Annotated in this window: 16 protein-coding genes; 11 read left to right on the top strand and 5 right to left on the bottom strand. The window is 39.1% G+C overall.

The genetic code is table 11. From position 1 onward, the window contains the following. Positions 1 to 3 precede the first annotated feature (3 nt). Both glaH and lhgD read left to right on the top strand, forming a co-directional pair. The gene (gene glaH, locus AC5YGB_RS06455; RefSeq protein WP_496137023.1) at positions 4 to 930 is read left to right on the top strand and encodes a glutarate dioxygenase GlaH; all 927 of its coding nucleotides are present in this window, start codon (positions 4 to 6) and stop codon (positions 928 to 930) included. Positions 931 to 961: 31 nt separating this feature from the next. Then, positions 962 to 2173, top strand: coding sequence for an L-2-hydroxyglutarate dehydrogenase (gene lhgD, locus AC5YGB_RS06460; RefSeq protein WP_496137024.1), 1212 nt, complete (start codon positions 962 to 964; stop codon positions 2171 to 2173). On the opposite strand, the gene AC5YGB_RS06465 is transcribed toward lhgD, so the two are convergent. The 5 genes from AC5YGB_RS06465 to AC5YGB_RS06485 form a co-directional block, all read right to left on the bottom strand. Next, positions 2157 to 2879 carry a glutamine amidotransferase-related protein gene (locus tag AC5YGB_RS06465; protein ID WP_496137025.1) on the bottom strand — a complete coding sequence of 241 codons (723 nt, stop codon included), beginning with the start codon at positions 2877 to 2879 and terminating at the stop codon, positions 2157 to 2159. The two genes, lhgD and AC5YGB_RS06465, sit on opposite strands and share 17 nt — an antisense overlap. 19 nt (positions 2880 to 2898) lie before the next feature. Continuing rightward, on the bottom strand, positions 2899 to 3870 hold the full coding sequence (speB, locus tag AC5YGB_RS06470) for an agmatinase (protein WP_496137026.1): 972 nt from the start codon (positions 3868 to 3870) through the stop codon (positions 2899 to 2901). A gap of 29 nt (positions 3871 to 3899) precedes the next feature. Then, complete coding sequence (locus tag AC5YGB_RS06475) at positions 3900 to 5168, bottom strand: FAD-dependent oxidoreductase (RefSeq protein ID WP_496137027.1); 1269 nt, start codon at positions 5166 to 5168, stop codon at positions 3900 to 3902. A gap of 13 nt (positions 5169 to 5181) precedes the next feature. Next, complete coding sequence (locus tag AC5YGB_RS06480; protein WP_496137028.1) at positions 5182 to 6555, bottom strand: aminotransferase; 1374 nt, start codon at positions 6553 to 6555, stop codon at positions 5182 to 5184. A gap of 130 nt (positions 6556 to 6685) precedes the next feature. Next, positions 6686 to 7354, bottom strand: a complete 669-nt coding sequence (locus AC5YGB_RS06485) for an FCD domain-containing protein (protein WP_496137029.1) — start codon at positions 7352 to 7354, stop codon at positions 6686 to 6688. Positions 7355 to 7459: 105 nt separating this feature from the next. Here AC5YGB_RS06485 and AC5YGB_RS06490 point away from each other — a divergent pair, with 105 nt between their 5' ends. The 9 genes from AC5YGB_RS06490 (at position 7460) to cysM (ending at position 17864) form a co-directional block, all read left to right on the top strand. Then, entirely contained in the window at positions 7460 to 8818 is a 1359-nt protein-coding gene (locus tag AC5YGB_RS06490) for a glutamine synthetase family protein (protein ID WP_496137030.1), read from the top strand. Positions 8819 to 8912: 94 nt separating this feature from the next. Further along, positions 8913 to 10004, top strand: a complete 1092-nt coding sequence (locus AC5YGB_RS06495; protein WP_496137031.1) for an extracellular solute-binding protein — start codon at positions 8913 to 8915, stop codon at positions 10002 to 10004. 66 nt (positions 10005 to 10070) lie between these two features. Next, on the top strand, positions 10071 to 11201 hold the full coding sequence (locus AC5YGB_RS06500; RefSeq protein ID WP_496137032.1) for a polyamine ABC transporter ATP-binding protein: 1131 nt from the start codon (positions 10071 to 10073) through the stop codon (positions 11199 to 11201). A gap of 5 nt (positions 11202 to 11206) precedes the next feature. Next, positions 11207 to 12121, top strand: a complete 915-nt coding sequence (locus AC5YGB_RS06505; RefSeq protein ID WP_496138022.1) for an ABC transporter permease subunit — start codon at positions 11207 to 11209, stop codon at positions 12119 to 12121. Continuing rightward, positions 12118 to 12912, top strand: a complete 795-nt coding sequence (locus AC5YGB_RS06510; protein WP_496137033.1) for an ABC transporter permease subunit — start codon at positions 12118 to 12120, stop codon at positions 12910 to 12912. Before AC5YGB_RS06505 ends, AC5YGB_RS06510 begins: the two co-directional genes overlap by 4 nt. Before the next feature lie 76 nt (positions 12913 to 12988). Beyond that, positions 12989 to 14443 (top strand): succinate-semialdehyde dehydrogenase, encoded by a 1455-nt coding sequence (locus AC5YGB_RS06515; RefSeq protein ID WP_496137034.1) that lies wholly within the window; start codon positions 12989 to 12991, stop codon positions 14441 to 14443. A 123-nt stretch (positions 14444 to 14566) separates the two neighbouring features. Next, positions 14567 to 15844 carry a homoserine dehydrogenase gene (locus AC5YGB_RS06520; RefSeq protein WP_020024588.1) on the top strand — a complete coding sequence of 426 codons (1278 nt, stop codon included), beginning with the start codon at positions 14567 to 14569 and terminating at the stop codon, positions 15842 to 15844. Positions 15845 to 15857: 13 nt separating this feature from the next. Next, entirely contained in the window at positions 15858 to 16925 is a 1068-nt protein-coding gene (thrC, locus tag AC5YGB_RS06525) for a threonine synthase (RefSeq protein WP_496137035.1), read from the top strand. Positions 16926 to 16964: 39 nt separating this feature from the next. Next, positions 16965 to 17864: a cysteine synthase CysM gene (gene cysM / locus AC5YGB_RS06530; RefSeq protein WP_496137036.1), complete on the top strand. Its 900-nt coding sequence runs from the start codon at positions 16965 to 16967 to the stop codon at positions 17862 to 17864. The last annotated feature ends 21 nt before the right edge of the window (positions 17865 to 17885 follow it).

Below are 17885 nucleotides of genomic sequence, written 5' to 3' on the forward strand. Positions count from 1 at the left end.
ACAATGATTTCACACTCAAATAATATCGGATTTAGTTTTTTAAGTCATAAGGGCAGCCCCCGTCTTCAGTTACTTACAATAGATAATGAAGTAATTGATAAATTTATTAAATGTATTGATCATCTCGATGTTCAGTCAATTGAATACAAGCCATTTCTTCGTTTTTATATTGCTAACTGCCTTAATGAACTTACAAAAAATACCCTTGGTCTTTGCTTACTCGATATTTTAAAAAATCGACAAACTGGTGCAGTATTGCTTCAATATGAAAATGATAAAAATTTAGTAGGTGAACAGTTTATTGATTTTAATATTCTTCTTTCTACAGCTATATCCCATCTTATAGGTCTTCCAAATCTTGATTCAATGTCTGGAAAATTTTATGCGAGGTTTTCTGTCAAAAATGAAGACAACAGTGACAGCTACCTTCGTCAAGCTCACAGAAGAATGGAGCTTCATAATGATGGTACTTACGTTAAAGAGAAAACTGACTGGGTTATTATGCAAAAAATTCTAGAATTAAATGTTGAAGGAGGCGGCTCACTCCTTTTGCATTTAGATGACTGGAGCGAGTTAGAAAAATTTCATAGTCATCCAGTTGCCAAAGAAGATATTCAATGGGGCTCCCCTTCTAGCAAGAATATTAGCTATAAAACAACGCATCCAATCTTTATTGAAGAAGAGGGTGAGGAGCCCATAATGTCATTCATTGATCAATTTGCAGAACCAGCTAATATGAATCAAGGACTCTATCTCTATGAACTAGGTGAATCCCTAGAAAAAGAATCTAACACATACAACATCAAGCTTAGTGAAGGAAGTATGTTGATCATTAATAACTATTTTTGGCTGCACGGTAGAGATATGTTTTTTGCAAATAAAGACCTTCATAGAGAGCTTCTTCGGCAAAGAGGCGTATTTATTCAATAAAATGGAAATGATAGCTCACTTTAAATAATTAATGAAGCCAATGTATGACTATGTAGTTTTGGGTGGAGGAATAGTAGGCGTATCTACCGCACTATCTCTTATTAATAAACACCCGGACAATAAAATTCTATTAATTGAAAAAGAAAACTCTTTTGCAAAACACCAAACTGGTCACAATAGCGGCGTTATTCATGCCGGTGTTTACTATCAACCTGGAAGCCTAAAGGCTGAATTTTGCCGCGAAGGCCTCAAAGAGACAATTAGCTTTTGTTCTGAGAATAATATCCCCTATGAGCAGTGCGGTAAATTACTAGTTGCCACAAATCAAATCGAGCTTCAACGCATGCATGAACTGCATGAGAGATGCAAAGCTAACGAAATAGGCGTTGAAGTATTAGACCAAAAGCAGCTCAATGAGGTTGAGCCTAATATTATTGGCATTGGTGCTCTTCTAGTAAAGTCCACAGGGATTGTTGACTACAAATTAATTACAAAAAAAATGTCTGAGGAATTTGAATCAAAGGGTGGCGAGTTTCTTCTTAATTCTGAAGTAGTTAATTTAGAGGAAGATGACGAAAAAATTAAAATCATTACTTCAAGAGAATCCTTAAATTCTAAATATCTAATCTGCTGTGCTGGACTAATGGCTGATCGAATAGCAAAACTACTTAATATAAAAATTAATTTCCAAATCGTTCCATTTCGAGGGGAGTACTTCAGACTTCCAAATAAGCACAATAACCTTGTTAAACACTTGATTTACCCTATACCTGACCCAGACCTACCATTCCTAGGGGTTCATTTAACAAAGATGATAGATGGAAGTATTACTGTTGGTCCAAACGCAGTTCTTGGATTCAAACGCGAGGGTTATAGTAGATTTAATTTCAGTATAAAAGATACCCTTCAGTTCTTATCTTTTAAGGGGTTTCATAATGTTATCAAAAAGAATCTTAAATCTGGACTATATGAAATGAAAAATTCCATTTTTAAGCGTGGTTACTTGAAAGAGGTGCAAAAATACAGCCCAAAAATTAAGCTAAGTGATCTAGAACACTACCCGGCAGGCATTAGAGCGCAAGCCGTTCTGGAAGATGGGTCACTGGTACACGACTTTTTATTTGCAGAAAGTAGGCGTTCTATTCATGTTTGCAATGCACCTTCGCCAGCTGCAACCTCTGCAATCCCTATTGGAAAATACATCACCCAAAAAGCGACAGAAGCTTTTAAGAAACTATCCTAAGAAAAAACTGCCTTATTGTTTCAGCAAACTGGCTTGACTGGACACTATCTGGCTCTGCTTCGAGCCTCAAAAGCGCAGGGTCAACAAATTCTTTGGGTATCGTTAAGCCTCTTCGTGCTGTCAGGAGTGCTTCAATAAAATCGACTAAAAACTCTGGGTGAGCCTGCATTGTTAAGACTTTGTCTTTAATATAAAAGCCAGCATTTTCACAAAATTCAGATTTAGCATATACCTTAGCACCCTCAGGAACCTCAAGAACCTGATCTTGATGGCAGATGTTCAGAGTCAACTCTTTTGGCAAATTACCCATATAGTCTGTCTTATTATTAATTTCATAGGTATGCAGACCCAAACCCCAGCCCTTAATCGATTTCTCAACATGGCCGCCAAGCGCTTGGGCGATCAGTTGATGTCCAAAACAGACTCCAAAAATGGGTAAGCTTGCATGATAGATATCATTAATTAACTCACTCACAGTTGGTATCCATGAGTGCTCCTCGTAGACACCATGTGGAGAGCCAGTAACAATCCAGCCGTCGCATTCTAAATGGTTTTTAGGAAACACAGAATCTAGAATATTAAATGTCTTAAACTCAAATACTTCCTCTTCCGAGTTGATAAGTGAAATAAGCATTTCAGCATATGTTCCATACTTTTCAACTAAATCATCAGTCGCTCTTCCTACTAACAGTATTCCTATTTTCATTATTTTTTTTTGATTTGGTTTATTTGTCTTGGCTTCTTTTTTGTTTTGCCCTTAGTACCAAATAGTCATGAGCAATCGTGGCGGCTATAATAGCAGTTATATCGGCATGATCATAGGCAGGTGCCACTTCTACAACATCAGCACCTATAAATTTCAAATCTCCCAAGCCTCTAACAATTCCCAAGGCTTGCGCAGAGGTTAGTCCACCAGCAACTGGTGTTCCAGTTCCAGGGGCATAGGCTGGATCAAGGCCATCTATATCAAATGTAAGGTAAGCAGGACGATCCTTGACAGTCTCAATAATTTTTTTGATGACTTGATTAATTCCATTTTCATGGACCCATGGTGCATCTAGAATTTTAACGCCTTTGGTATTGCTGTTATGAGTCCTAATTCCAATCTGTATTGAATGCTCCGTATCAATTAAGTTCTCTTTGATGGCTCTCGAAAACATAGTTCCATGGTCAAGTCTTCCATCTTCATCAGGCCATGTATCTGTATGCGCATCAAAATGAACAAGTGCGATAGGGCCATGTTTTTTTGCGTGAGCCCTTAAAAGAGGATAAGTTACAAAATGATCTCCGCCAAAAGTCAGCATTTCGGCTCCAGAATCTAATATAGTATCAGCGTGATTTTCAATTTCAGAAACAATGTTTCCATGAAAACCATAATCCAACTCACAGTCTCCATAGTCTGTAACAGCTAGGGTTTTAAATGGATCAATCCCATCTGGAAAAGCCAACAATTCTGCAAGCTGAACTGATGCCTCCCTGATGGCCTTTGGACCAAATCTAGCCCCTGGTCTGAAACTAGTTGCAGCGTCATATGGGATGCCACTGACTGCTATATCGACACCCTCTAGATTTTTTGTATATTTTCGTCTAAGAAAGCTTAGAGCGCCGCCATAGGTCATTTCATTAGCCCTGCTATAAAGACTTTTTCTAGTGAAGGCTTGGTCAGTCTTCATATCTTCAAAATCATCAATGCTCATGCAATTCTCTTTTTAAATAAACAAGGTTATTATATTCTGTCCAACAGTGAATAATAAAGCATACCAATTTTCATGCTAGGATTTCGTAAAAATCGACCTCCTGGAAAGCTTGGCCTTGGAATTTTAGACATAATATCAAATACTTCTCCAGTGCCTGTTATTTTCTCAGATACTATTTTGCCAGAATAGCTTGCTAAAGCAACGCCTTGCCCAGAGTAACCTTGAGCAGAAATAACCTTTTCATTTTGAAGAGATGCAAAGAATGGAAGGCGATTCATTGTAATTGCAAGTTTGCCGCCCCAAGCGTAATCGATTTTAATACCCTTAAGAAATGGATAAATTTTTTCTAGAGGTCTAGTAACAATGGGAACTATATTCTTAGATAGTTCTTGCGAATAATTCTCTCCACCACCGAATAGTAAGCGCTTATCTGCACTCATTCTAAAATAATTGATTACGAATCTTGAGTCAGCAAAGGCAATATCTTTAGGGTTAATCTTTTGAACCGTTTCATCATCAAGTGGCTTAGTTGCAACAATATAGTTGTTCATTGGTAAAATTTTAGATGTTAAGCTCTTCTCTAAATTCTCAAGATATCCATTACAAGCAAGGACAATTCGGTCAGCTTTAATTGAGCCATTCTTAGTGTTTACCCTGACATGATCATCTAAAACCTTATAACTAGTCGCAGGACTATTTTCATAGATTTTTGCACCTGCAGATAGCGCTGCCTTTGCAATGCCTAGAGCATAGTTTAAAGGGTGGCAATGGGCCTCAGCTTCATCGTAACTTCCGCCATAATAGGTATCCGAACCTGTAACCTCCCTCATTTCATCATCACTAAGATAGACCATATCCTTATAGTCATAGTTCTTAATCATATGTTCAACATATTGCTTTGATTCTTCACAATATTTCTGCTTGTGGTTTGGGTGGGCAATCCCCTTTTTATAGTCACACTGGATTTGGTATTTATCAATCAGCTCTTTGGCATGGTATTTGGACTTTTCTCCAATTCCCCATAAAGCTTTGGCGTAATCCACGCCTAAAGCTTTTTCCAAATAAAATTGATCTCTTCGCATTCCGCCGGAAACCTGTCCTCCATTTGCCCCAGAGGCGCCTGATGCAATTTGATTTGACTCAATAAGAAGGACATTGACGCCTTCGTTTGCTAAATAAAGAGCGGTTGATAGGCCAGTATAGCCCCCGCCAATAACGCAAACATCCGCAACATGGTCCCCAATGAGTTCTGGCTGATCTATCTGAGTATTTCTACTAGCCTGATAATATGATTGCACGCGAAAATTTAAATTACTTTATTGACTGAGCTGTTAAATCAAGACACTTCCAAACCTTTGCAATAATTTCATCAATATGTTCGTTATTGCATATTAATGGTGGCGCAATAACCATCTTGTTTTTAATAGCTCTCATTACGATGCCATTTTCATAACAAAAATTTTTGCATCTTCCAACAATCTCTGCGCTATTATCAAATCTCTTACAGTTCTCTTTATCTTCAACAATTTCAATAGCCGCAAGCATCCCAAGATTTCTCGCCTCTCCAACCAAAGAATGACTCTCAAGATCCTTCCACTTGTCGCCAAGGTATGGCGCAGTATTATTTTTGACTTGATGTAAGATATTTGTGCTCTCCATGAGCTCGAGATTTGCAACAGCAGCAGCCATACAGGCTGGATGTCCTGAATAGGTATAACCGTGAGCAAACTCTTGTTTTGCATCAGCCAACACCTCAACAATATCATCTCTAACAATAACGCCTCCAACTGGAAGATATCCTGAAGTGACTCCCTTTGCAAAAGGCATTAAATCTGGCTTAAAGTTAAAGTGGCCTGATCCAAACCATTCACCCGTTCTTCCAAAGCCGCAGATCACCTCATCCGCCACCAAAAGAATATTTCTCTCCTTACAAATTTTACTAATCTCAGGCCAATAAGTTTTTGGAGGAATAATAACTCCACCTGCCCCCTGAATTGGCTCTGCAATAAATGCAGCAACTCGGTCTTCACCAAGCTCATCAATTTTTTTTGCCAGGCTTTGAGCAACTTTAATTCCAAATTCATCGGCATCAATCTTACCGCCTGCCTCGACGCAAGCATCATAATAATAGGGCTGATCCACATGTTCAATATCAGCTATTGGCAAACCACCTTGAGCATGCATAGCACTCATTCCGCCTAAACTAGCTCCAGCCATGGTTGATCCGTGATAAGCATTTGTGCGGCTAATAATGACTGATTTAGAAGGTTTTCCTTTGGCAGCCCAGTAGTGCCTTGCCAACCTGACAACAGTATCATTCGCCTCAGATCCAGAACCACAAAAATAAACCTTGTTCATGCCTTCTGGGGTTTTATTTGCAATCATTTCAGATAATTTGATAGCAGATGGGTGGCTCGATCCAAAGAAATTATTATAATAAACCAACTCTTTCATTTGCTCATTCACTGCTTCAATAATAGATTGTTGGCCATAGCCCATATTGACACACCATAATCCAGACATGCTATCTAAAATTTTCTTACCATCATTGTCATAAATATATATGCCATCTGCGCGACTGATGATGTGCGTCGACTCGGGATTTTTGATGTAACTTAAGTCACTGAAAGACTGAATTAAATGCTTTGCATTTTTTTCTTGGAGAGCAGAAGTACTGATATTCATTGTATTCCTCATTTAAATGTAAATAATTGGTTTAATAAAATTTGTGATCACAGATAATAATATAGAGAAAAGAGAAAAAACGCAAGAAATTTTCACGCTTATGTGCAAATAGAATTAAGTTAAATCATTTTTACTCATTTAGTGATTCATTTAGCATTTCCATTCCTTCTAATATGTCGCTATGCATAGCATTGATCAATGCAACAGAATCTTTATCTTTAATAGCATTTATAGCTGATTTATGAAAATCTTTCATAGTTTGAGTCCCTACTCTTCCTGCAACAATTCTATAAAAAGGTGAAAAACGAAGCCATAAAGTCCTTACAAGAGGAAGCAATACTGGTGATGATCCAGCCTCATAAATACCAAAATGAAACTGGTAATTGTATTTAATGTAGTCTACAACATTTCCAGTTGAGATAGCATAATCAAGATTTTTATCTATATTTATAAGTAGGTTAAGTCTTTTAGAATTTATATGATTTAAAGCAAGACCTGCTAAATGTGGCTCTAAATTTAATCTAGCAACTTTCAACTCATCAAACTTAGATTGAGTCATTTGCGATACAGTAATTCTTCGTTTTTCAGACATATCAAGAGCACCCTCTGAAATAAGTCTATTTGCAGCCTCACGCACAGGCATAGTACTAACTCCAAATGAATTAGCAATCCCTCTAAAAGTAAAAGAAATACCAGGAACAAATTCTCCAGAAAGAATTAACTGGCATAAAGAGTTGTATACCCATTCATTTGCATTTAGCTTTAAATCCCTTGGCTCAACTTTTGATAAAATATCCATACTAATCTTTTCTAATATTTTTTTTATATTATTAATTTGTGATCACAAATATGATAGAATTATCTCACATTTAATGTGGGCAAATAATATTTTCAAAAACAATCTATGAAGAATTTTGCAGAAAAATTTCTTGATGAAAATCCTGATCTTGAGAAAGTTGAGTTTATCTATGTTGACTTTAATGGGATTCCTAGAGGTAAAAATGCCTCTCCTAAAACTTTGATTAAAGCCTCCAAAGGTGGATTAAAAATGCCTATCTCAAGCTATGTTCTCGATGTTTGGGGAGACAATCCAAAAGGGACAGGACTGGTTATGTCCGGCGATGGCGACGCCATATGCAGAGTCGTTGAGAATTCCCTTGCCATTACCCCTTGGAGTTCTCGTAAAAATGCGCAGTGCCTTGTCAGCATGGAAGATGGCGATGGGAATCCTATTTACGCTGACCCAAGGCATATCCTCAGCACAGTTTTGAAACGCTTCGAAGAGCTAGAACTTAAGCCAGTTATTGCGCCTGAAATGGAGTTTTATTTAATTGATCAAAAACTTCAAAAAAACGGTCATCCCCAAATGCCACTCATTCCTGGCACCAATAGAAGATATGAAGAGGTTCAACTTCTAAATTTAAATGAAATGGATGACTTTGAAGGGTTTTTTGACCTGGTAGAAAAAAGTGCACGCTTATTAGGGATACCTGCTGAAACTGCGATAAAAGAGTGCGCTCCTGGACAGTTTGAAATTAACCTACTGCATCATGATGACGCTTTATTAATGGCAGACCAAGCCTTCTTAATGAAGCGCTCTATCAAAAACAGCGCGAAAAAATTTAATCTTAACGCTACATTTATGGCAAAACCATTTTCAGAACATGCAGGCAATGGGATGCATGCTCATCTAAGCCTTGTTGATAAAGATGGCAATAATGTCTTTGAAGTTGATAAGGACAAGCAACCCAAAGGTATCTTTGCAAACTCAATAGCTGGTCTATTAAAAACAACGCCAGACTTTCTATCGTTTTATGCGCCCAGTGCGAATTCATATCGAAGACTTGTTCACAATGCTGATCATGCGCCAACGACTCTGAGCTGGGGAAATGAAAATAGGACCTCACTCATTAGACTTCCAGAAGCATCTTCAAGCGCAACCAGATTAGAATTCAGATTACCGAGTGCTGATGCAAACCCTTATCTTGTCTTTGCCTCTATTCTCTCAAGCGTTCTTTCAGGAATTCAAAATAAAAATGCGCTCGATAAAGAAACAATTGGCAATGCTCACGCTCAGCATGAGCCTGAATTAGGAATCACATGGAGGGAAGCCGTTAAAAAAACAAGTCAATCTTCAGTTGTGAAGGAGTTTTTTGGTGAGCAATTTCAAAAATCTTATCAAGTTGTTAAAGAATCCGAAATCAATAGGTTTGATAGCACAATTACAGATTTTGAATACAATTCATATTTGCGTCATCTTTGACAAATGGACTGTATTTTAAAAAAAGGTGATTATTAAATATAAAAATTTAATATAATCCAATAACTTAAAAGTAAAAAATAAAAGGAGAGTAACAATGAAAAATAAGATAAACAAGCTGCTCATAGCTGGAGCACTCACGTTTTCAGCTCAAGCAGTTATTGCAGAAGAAGTGGTTAACGTTTTAAACTGGTCAGATTATATTGATGAGCAAGTTAACGAGGACTTTACTGCAGCAACAGGTATTAAAGTTGTCTATGACGTATTCGATTCTAACGAAGTTCTTGAAGCTAAGCTGCTTGCTGGTGGCTCAGGATACGATGTAGTAGTGCCATCAAGCAGTTTCTTAGCACGACAAATTCAAGCTGGTGTTTTTCAAAAACTTGATAAGTCAAAATTATCAAATATTGGTAATATGTGGAGTGACATTGAAGAGCAAGTGGCACAATTTGGTCCTCTGAATGACTACTCAGTTAACTACATGTGGGGAACAACAGGAATTGGTTACAACGAAGGAATGATCAGTGAGAGAATGGAGGATGCTCCTACATCATCTTTAGCGATGGTTTTTGATCCAGATGTTGTATCTAAATTTGCAGACTGTGGAGTTCACTTACTGAATGCGCCGACTGAAATCATTCCTGCAGCCCTTGCCTATCTCGGTGAAGATCCAAGAAGTACTGATAAGGATGTCATAGCAAAAGCAGAGGCTGTATTGACTGCAGTTCGACCGCACATCCAGAAATTCCATTCATCTCAATACATTGATGCTCTAGCAAATGGAGATATCTGTCTTGTAGTTGGCTGGTCAGGTGATATATTTATGGCTCAATATGCGGCGTGGGATGCAGAAAATGGTGTCGAGATTGTCTATGCAATCCCTGAAGAAGGAGCTCTTATGTGGTTTGACCAATTAGCTGTTCCTAAGGATGCTCCAAATACTGCTAATGCTCATAAGTACATCAACTGGATAATGGACCCTGAGCAGATTGCTACTGCAACAAACTATGTTTGGTATGCAAATGGTAACTTAGCATCGCAGCCGTTACTAGAAGAAGATCTGTTGAATGATCCTGCTGTCTATCCAACACCTGAAGTCATGGCAGGCCTATACATTAGCCCGACCTATGATGCAAAATCACAAAGAGTGATTACTAGAACTTGGACTAAGGTCACTACTGGCCAATAGTAATAGTTCCATACTACCTTCATGATGCACTGCATCATGAAGGTTATTTCTTTTTATATTTAAATTATGTCTGAAACACTATCAGCTGCCCCGTGGCTCAATTCGTCTGAAAAGCCTTACATTCAAATAGAAAATGTCACTAAAAAATTCGGCGACTTTACCGCTATTGATAACCTTAACCTTGATATATACAAGAATGAGTTTTTCTCTTTATTAGGGCCCTCTGGCTGCGGCAAAACAACTCTTCTTAGAATGCTAGCAGGGTTTGAGAAAATAACTGATGGAAGAATTCTTCTGGATGGTGAGGATATCTCAGAAATACCGCCTCACCTCAGACCGATTAATATGATGTTTCAGTCCTATGCCCTTTTTCCGCATATGACAGTCGAAAAAAATATTGCCTTTGGCTTGAAACAAGACAACCTTCCGGAAAATGAAATCAGGAAAAGGGTTGAAGAAATGCTTGAGCTGGTCGAGCTGACAGATTTTGCTAAACGCAAACCCAATCAACTTTCTGGCGGTCAAAGTCAGCGCGTTGCTTTAGCTAGAAGCCTTGCTAAACGACCAAAATTATTACTTCTTGATGAGCCTCTTGGAGCGCTTGATAAAAGGCTCAGAGAGCAAACACAATTCGAACTCATGGACATTCAAGAAAAACTTGAGGTCACTTTTGTTATTGTGACTCACGACCAAGAGGAAGCGATGACAGTTTCCAGTCGGATTGGGGTGATGGACTCAGGAAACCTAGTTCAGGTGGCAACACCTACTGAAATTTATGAGGCGCCAATCAACAAGGATGTTGCAGACTTTATCGGGGATGTCAATATATTACAAGGTGTCTATAAAGGCCAAAATGAAACTGGTACTCAACTAGAATCTGATGACTCTAAATCCATTGTTTTTGCAACGCAGGAAGTTGATGCATCTCCTGGAGATATGATGTGGTTTGCAATTAGGCCTGAAAAGCTTGAAATCTCTAAAAAGAAGCCGTCCGATAATCACAATATATTAAAAGGAAAAATTGAGGATATAGCCTATGGTGGTAGCTTTTCAACTTATCATGTCAGGCTTGATAATGGAAGAATTCTTAAAGCAATTCGGGCAAATCGTGAAAGAACTGAAGAACACCATCTAACCTGGGAAGATGAGGTTTATTTACAATGGGCACCTCACTCAGCGGTCGTGCTTCTGTCATAACCATCATGAACAACCAGCAAAAAATGTCAAGCACCTTCAAATCTTTACTGATTGGCAGACTTGCAGTCATAGCAATTCCCTATGTATGGCTTTTATTGTTTTTCCTTCTCCCCTTTATCTTTGTTCTTAAGATCAGCCTTGCTGAACCGATTATGGCGATACCGCCCTATACTTCTCTTCTTGATTGGGGAGATTCTTGGTTTCCATCAGTCCAAGCAAGTCTTGAGAGTTATTTATTTCTTTTCAGTGACTCTCTTTATATTAAGGCATACCTATCAAGCCTAAAAATTGCCATCATTTCAACAATCCTGACCCTCATCATTGGATATTCAATAGCATACAGTGTGGCAAGAGCGCCAACGCGCTGGAGGGGGATACTGTTAATGCTTGTCATTCTTCCATTCTGGACCTCATTCCTCATCAGGGTCTACGCTTGGATTGGTATTTTGAAAACAGAGGGTTTATTAAATTTGGCCTTGATGACCATTGGGCTCATCGAAAAACCTTTAATTATTATGAACACTGACCTTGCCGTTTACATTGGTATTGTTTACTCGTATCTTCCATTTATGATTTTGCCGCTCTATGCTAATTTAGAAAAAATGGATATGAGTCTTTTAGAGGCTGCAGCTGATCTCGGATGCAGGCCTTTTAAAACTTTTTGGACAGTCACTGTTCCGCTCTCTCTTCCAGGCATTTTAGCAGGCTGCTTCTTAGTCTTTATTCCTGTCATGGGTGAGTTTGTCATTCCAGATTTACTAGGGGGCTCAGAGACTCTTATGATTGGAAAAGTGCTGTGGACTGAGTTCTTTTATAATCGCGATTGGCCAGTTGCATCAGCCGTTGCTATCATATTACTAGCTTTGCTTGTGGTTCCAATCATGCTCTATCAAAGATCTCAAGAAAAGGCTATCTCATGAAAAAGTTTGGAAACTTCAACATTTTAGCTTTGGTAATTGGGTTTTCGTTCTTATACATACCCATCATTCTGCTAATCTTATTTAGCTTTAATGAGTCACGCTTGGTTACTGTCTGGGGTGGATTTTCTACAAAGTGGTACGGCGAACTGATGCAGAATCAAGGTATAAAAGATGCAGCCTGGGTAACAATCAAGGTCGCATTTGTCTCATCAACTATTGCAACCATTCTTGGAACTATTGCAGGCCTAGTCATGACGCGTTTTGGCCATTTTAGGGGTCGCACACTTTTTTCAGGGATGATCTACGCTCCAATGGTTATGCCAGAGGTCATTATTGGACTTTCAACTTTACTGATGTTTGTTGCTTTAGCAGTTGATCGAGGAGTTTTTACAGTTACACTTGCTCACATAACCTTTTCAATGTGTTACGTTGCTGTTGTCATTCAGTCAAGAATGTCTAGCTATGATGACAGCATTACAGAGGCTGCACTTGACTTAGGATGTACTCCTTTTCGAACATTTATCTTGATCACTCTTCCCATTATTCTTCCTGCAGTTGTTGCTGGATGGCTTTTATCTTTCACCTTATCGCTTGATGATTTAGTCATTGCAAGTTTTACCTCTGGCCCTGGATCAACCACACTTCCTATGAAGATTTACTCAATGGTAAGACTTGGGGTTACACCTGAAATCAATGCAGTTTCAACTATTCTGGTGGGTCTCGTTACGCTTGGTGTTATTAGTGCATCCATCATTAGCAGAAGGCAAAAGCAAAACGTCATAAAAGTCTAATAAGTTTGCTATACACATTTAGTGAATAGGACTTTATAATTAGCATCTTTAAATAATTCAGCAATTAGGATAAATTATGTTAACAAACTCTAGTCTTTTGAAAGAGCACGGTTATGTCAATGGAAAATGGGTTGGCGATGATGCAGATTCTCGCTTTGATGTTACAAATGCCTTCACCAATGAAGTCATAAGCACTCTTCCTGATATGGGCAAGAAAGAGACCAATGAAGCCATCAATGCTGCCAACGAGGCCTGGCCAGATTGGAGAGGTAAAACCGCCAAAGAGAGAGCAATCATCCTCAAAAAGTGGTTTGATCTGATGATGGCAAACCAAGAAGACCTTGCTATATTAATGACAGCTGAACAAGGTAAGCCAATTGCTGAAGCCAGAGGAGAAGTGGGTTATGGCGCATCATTCATTGAATGGTTCGCAGAAGAAGGCAAAAGAACCTATGGAGACATTATCCCAACTCCATCAAATGACAGAAGGATTTTAGTTATCAAGCAGCCTATTGGTGTTGTTGCATCAATAACGCCATGGAATTTTCCAATTGCAATGATCACTAGAAAGTGTGCTCCTGCCTTAGCTGCAGGTTGCCCAGTGGTCATTAAACCAGCTGCAGAGACCCCATTATCAGCTCTTGCAATTGCTGAACTGGCTGAGCAAGCTGGAATCCCTAGTGGTATTTTAAATGTCGTGGTTGGGACTCAATCGAGTGAAATTGGAAAGGCTTTAACCGATAGTCCGATTGTTCGAAAACTATCATTTACCGGATCTACAGCTGTTGGAAAAATCTTAACACGTAACTGTGCTGATACTATGAAAAAGGTTTCAATGGAGCTTGGAGGCAATGCCCCATTTATCGTTTTTGATGATGCTGATTTAGATTCTGCGGTGGCCGGCGCGCTCATCTCAAAATTTAGAAACACTGGACAGACCTGTGTTTGCACAAACCGCTTTATTGTCCAAGAAGGCATTTATGATCAGTTCGTTGAAAAACTAGGAGAAGCCGTTAAAACGCTTAACGTTGGCAATGGAATGGATGAAGGCGTTAATCAGGGCCCACTTATTAGCTTTAAAGCACTTGACAAAGTTAAAGATCACTTGGCTGATGCTTTAGATCGTGGCGCTGTCATTGTTGCTGGCGGAAAGCCCCATAAGAATGGTGGCACTATGTTTGAGCCAACCGTTATTGGAAACGTTGATGCCTCCATGAAAATGGCCTCAGAGGAGACTTTTGGACCTCTTGCACCCGTTTTTAAGTTCAAAACTGAGGAAGAGGCAATCCAACTTGCAAACGATACTGAGTTTGGCTTAGCTTCTTATTTCTACACAACGGATATTAATCGCATTTGGCGGGTCTCAGAAGCTTTAGAGTATGGCATGGTGGGTATTAATGAAGGCGTTATATCTAATGAAGTAGCTCCATTTGGTGGCGTGAAAGAATCGGGCCTTGGAAGAGAGGGCTCTCACTATGGTATTGATGACTTCATGGAACTTAAGTACATCTGTATGGGTGGACTTAAATAATTGACTCATATAAATTGTTGGTTATCAGAGTTCAATTACTGTAGCAACATTTTTAAACATGATTTCTGATGAGTCATTTCGCTGCTTGGTATAATGGCGCATTCGAATTTATAAAATACAATAATGAAAGTTGGAATTCTTGGTCTCGGGACAGTTGGTGGCGGCGTTATCAATGTGTTACAAAAAAATAGTGCATCGATAGAAAGGCGCACTGGTGTTCAAATAGAGCTCGTCATAGCGGGTGTTCGAGATGTAACAAAAAAACGAATTTGTGACACCTCTAATATTAAATTAACGGAAGATCCATTCGAGGTTGTCAATCATCCTGACATTGATGTTGTTTTGGAGCTTATTGGTGGTTTTGGTCTAGCCAAAGAATTGGTTGAGGCGGCTATCAATAATGGTAAGCATATTATTACGGCTAATAAAGCACTCATTGGTAATCATGGTAACGAGTTAATGAAGCTTGCAAATAAGAAACAAGTTCGCTTCTTATTTGAAGCCTCAGTTGCTGGAGGAATTCCAATCATTAAGGCCTTAGGCCAAGGCTTAAGTGCTAATAACATTGAATCAGTGGCAGGTATTATTAATGGAACTGGAAACTTCATCCTAACCGACATGAAGGAAAAGGGTAGAGACTTTGATGATGTATTAAAAGAAGCACAGGCTCTTGGTTATGCAGAAGAAGACCCTACCTTTGATATTGAAGGAATCGACGCTGCTCACAAACTCTCAATCCTTGCGGCAATTGCTTTTGGAACAGAAATTCAATTCAGTAAAGTCTATACGCAAGGTATTAGCAAAATTACAACGGAAGATATCCTCCATGCAACAGAGTTGGGTTACACAATAAAACATCTCGGAATTGCAAAAAGAGTGGAAGATGGTATAGAGCTTCGTGTTCATCCGACCTTGGTTTCTAACAGTCAATTAATTGCACAGGTGGATGGCGTCATGAACGCTGTCATGGTTAAGAGTGATGCGCTCGGAACGAGCCTATATTATGGCGCTGGTGCTGGTGACGAAGCTACTGCATCTGCTGTCATTGCAGACCTTAATGACATTATTAATAATCAAACTAGCAACCACATATTAGGATGGAAATCTCAAGAAAAGATCAATGTAGTTGACAATGACGCAATAGTTAGTGAATTCTTTTTAAGGTTACTAGTGTCTGATATTAAGGGTGTTCTTTCAAAAGTAACAGGAATTTTTAACGATCACAATGTCAGTATTGAAGCCTTAATTCAAAAACAAGTTGATGAGAATAAAAATGCGCATATTGCAATCACAACTGACAGAGTCAGCACTAAGACAGTGATGAATATTAAGAAAGCAATTGAAGCAAGTGACTTCAACCAAGCTGAAGTCCAACTCATTCATATTGAACTACTAGACTAAACTATTAATAATTATGAGATACACAGGATTAATTGAGAAATATAGAGACAGACTACCTGTTGGTGAAAAGACTCGTCTGATAAGCCTAGGCGAGGGTAACACGCCACTAATAAAACTGGAAAACATTCCATGCGAAATGGGCACTCAGGTTGAACTCTATATCAAGTATGAAGGATTAAATCCTACTGGCTCTTTCAAGGATCGAGGAATGACTATGGCAGTCACTAAAGCCGTCGAAAGTGGCTCCAAGGCGATCATTTGTGCCTCAACCGGAAATACCTCTGCCGCTGCAGCCGCTTATGCTGCAAGAGCCGGAATTAAAGCTTTTGTTGTTATTCCTGAGGGGAAAATTGCTTTAGGCAAGCTCGCGCAAGCTATGATCCATGGCTCAACCATTATTCAGATTAAAGGTAACTTTGATGACGGAATGCAGCTTGTTAAAGAGGTAGCTGAATTCGCACCAGTGTCCATCGTAAATTCAATCAATCCTTTCAGGCTTCAAGGTCAAAAAACAGCAGCATTTGAGATCATTGAAGAGCTCGGTCATGCCCCAGATTTTCATTGTCTACCTGTAGGTAATGCAGGAAACATAACGGCACACTGGATGGGCTATACAGAATATTTTGAAGCTGGAAAAGCCTCTTCAACCCCTACAATGCTTGGCTATCAAGCAGAAGGTGCTGCACCATTTATCAAGGGTTCTAGGGTCGAAAAACCTGAAACGATTGCGACAGCAATTAGAATTGGTAACCCTCAAAGTTGGGATCAAGCACTCAAACTAAGCGAAGAGTCAAACGGTTGGTTTGATTCATTTTCTGATAAAGAGATACTAGCAACTCAAAAATTGTTAACTGAAAAGGAAGGAATTTTTTGTGAGCCTGCTTCAGCTATCTCAGTGGCAGGAGCATTAAGAGATATTAAATCTGGAAAAATTCCTGATCACTCAAGCGTTGTATGTACGCTGACAGGACATGGCCTGAAGGATCCAGACACAGCAATCTCTCAATGTGACACTGGGGCAATGATTAATATCAATCCAACATTAGATGAAGTTAAAAAAGCTATCCTTGACAACATGTAGCTTTTTAAGGCGATAAGTTTATGATACTATCTAAGATTTATGAGCAAACAGCCCTACAAAACAATTGATCAATGTGTCGGTGGAACGCCACTAGTTCGCCTTCAAAGATTAAACCCAAACCCTTCAAATATTATCCTTGGCAAGCTAGAAGGGAATAATCCTGCCGGCTCAGTCAAAGATCGTGCAGCTCTCAAAATGATATCTGAAGCTGAAAAGAGAGGTGAAATTCAGCCTGGAGATACCTTGATAGAGGCTACAAGTGGAAACACAGGAATTGCACTTGCTATGGTTGCAGCAATCAAAGGCTACAAGATGATTCTTGTTATGCAAGAAAACTTATCGCAAGAGAGAAGGGATGCGATGACAGCCTATGGCGCTGAACTAATCCTCGTTTCTGAACAGCTTGGTATGGAAGGTGCCAGAGATTTAGTGAATGAGATGAGTCAAAATGGAAAAGGGCTTCAACTCAATCAGTTTGCTAATAAAGATAATCCAAATGCCCATACCTCTTCCACTGCAAAAGAAATATGGAACGACACGAACGGTGAAATTACTCATTTTGTAAGCTCAATGGGGACTACAGGTACCATTATGGGCGTTTCTAAATACCTTAAAGAAAAAAATCCATCGATTCAAATTGTGGGTATACAGCCTGATGGTGACTCTCATATACCTGGCATTAGAAGGTGGCCCAAGGGATACTTGCCAACCATTTTCAAGCCATCCCGCGTTGACAGAATTATGGATGTCTCTCAAGTAGATGCTGAGCAAGCGACAAGGGATCTTGCCATTCATGAGGGTATTTTTTCTGGCATTTCTGCTGGTGGCGCTGTTGCTTCAGCCATTGAACTCTCTAAACAAGTTGATAATGCTGTGATTGTTACAATCATATGTGATCGCGGAGACAGGTACCTTTCTACAGGCGTTTTCAAAGCATAAAACGCTTCACTTTTTTTATTA

Source organism: Candidatus Pseudothioglobus sp. uisw_142, assembly GCF_059512465.1.

Excerpts from the sequence above, each read along its gene's own strand:
- glaH (WP_496137023.1), top strand. The coding sequence starts at position 4 with ATGATTTCACACTCAAATAATATCGGATTTAGTTTTTTAAGTCATAAG.
- lhgD (WP_496137024.1), top strand. The coding sequence starts at position 962 with ATGAAGCCAATGTATGACTATGTAGTTTTGGGTGGAGGAATAGTAGGC.
- AC5YGB_RS06465 (WP_496137025.1), bottom strand. The coding sequence starts at position 2,879 with ATGAAAATAGGAATACTGTTAGTAGGAAGAGCGACTGATGATTTAGTT.
- speB (WP_496137026.1), bottom strand. The coding sequence starts at position 3,870 with ATGAGCATTGATGATTTTGAAGATATGAAGACTGACCAAGCCTTCACT.
- AC5YGB_RS06480 (WP_496137028.1), bottom strand. The coding sequence starts at position 6,555 with ATGAATATCAGTACTTCTGCTCTCCAAGAAAAAAATGCAAAGCATTTA.
- AC5YGB_RS06485 (WP_496137029.1), bottom strand. The coding sequence starts at position 7,354 with ATGGATATTTTATCAAAAGTTGAGCCAAGGGATTTAAAGCTAAATGCA.
- AC5YGB_RS06490 (WP_496137030.1), top strand. The coding sequence starts at position 7,460 with ATGAAGAATTTTGCAGAAAAATTTCTTGATGAAAATCCTGATCTTGAG.
- AC5YGB_RS06495 (WP_496137031.1), top strand. The coding sequence starts at position 8,913 with ATGAAAAATAAGATAAACAAGCTGCTCATAGCTGGAGCACTCACGTTT.
- AC5YGB_RS06500 (WP_496137032.1), top strand. The coding sequence starts at position 10,071 with ATGTCTGAAACACTATCAGCTGCCCCGTGGCTCAATTCGTCTGAAAAG.
- AC5YGB_RS06505 (WP_496138022.1), top strand. The coding sequence starts at position 11,207 with ATGAACAACCAGCAAAAAATGTCAAGCACCTTCAAATCTTTACTGATT.
- AC5YGB_RS06510 (WP_496137033.1), top strand. The coding sequence starts at position 12,118 with ATGAAAAAGTTTGGAAACTTCAACATTTTAGCTTTGGTAATTGGGTTT.
- AC5YGB_RS06515 (WP_496137034.1), top strand. The coding sequence starts at position 12,989 with ATGTTAACAAACTCTAGTCTTTTGAAAGAGCACGGTTATGTCAATGGA.
- AC5YGB_RS06520 (WP_020024588.1), top strand. The coding sequence starts at position 14,567 with ATGAAAGTTGGAATTCTTGGTCTCGGGACAGTTGGTGGCGGCGTTATC.
- thrC (WP_496137035.1), top strand. The coding sequence starts at position 15,858 with ATGAGATACACAGGATTAATTGAGAAATATAGAGACAGACTACCTGTT.
- cysM (WP_496137036.1), top strand. The coding sequence starts at position 16,965 with ATGAGCAAACAGCCCTACAAAACAATTGATCAATGTGTCGGTGGAACG.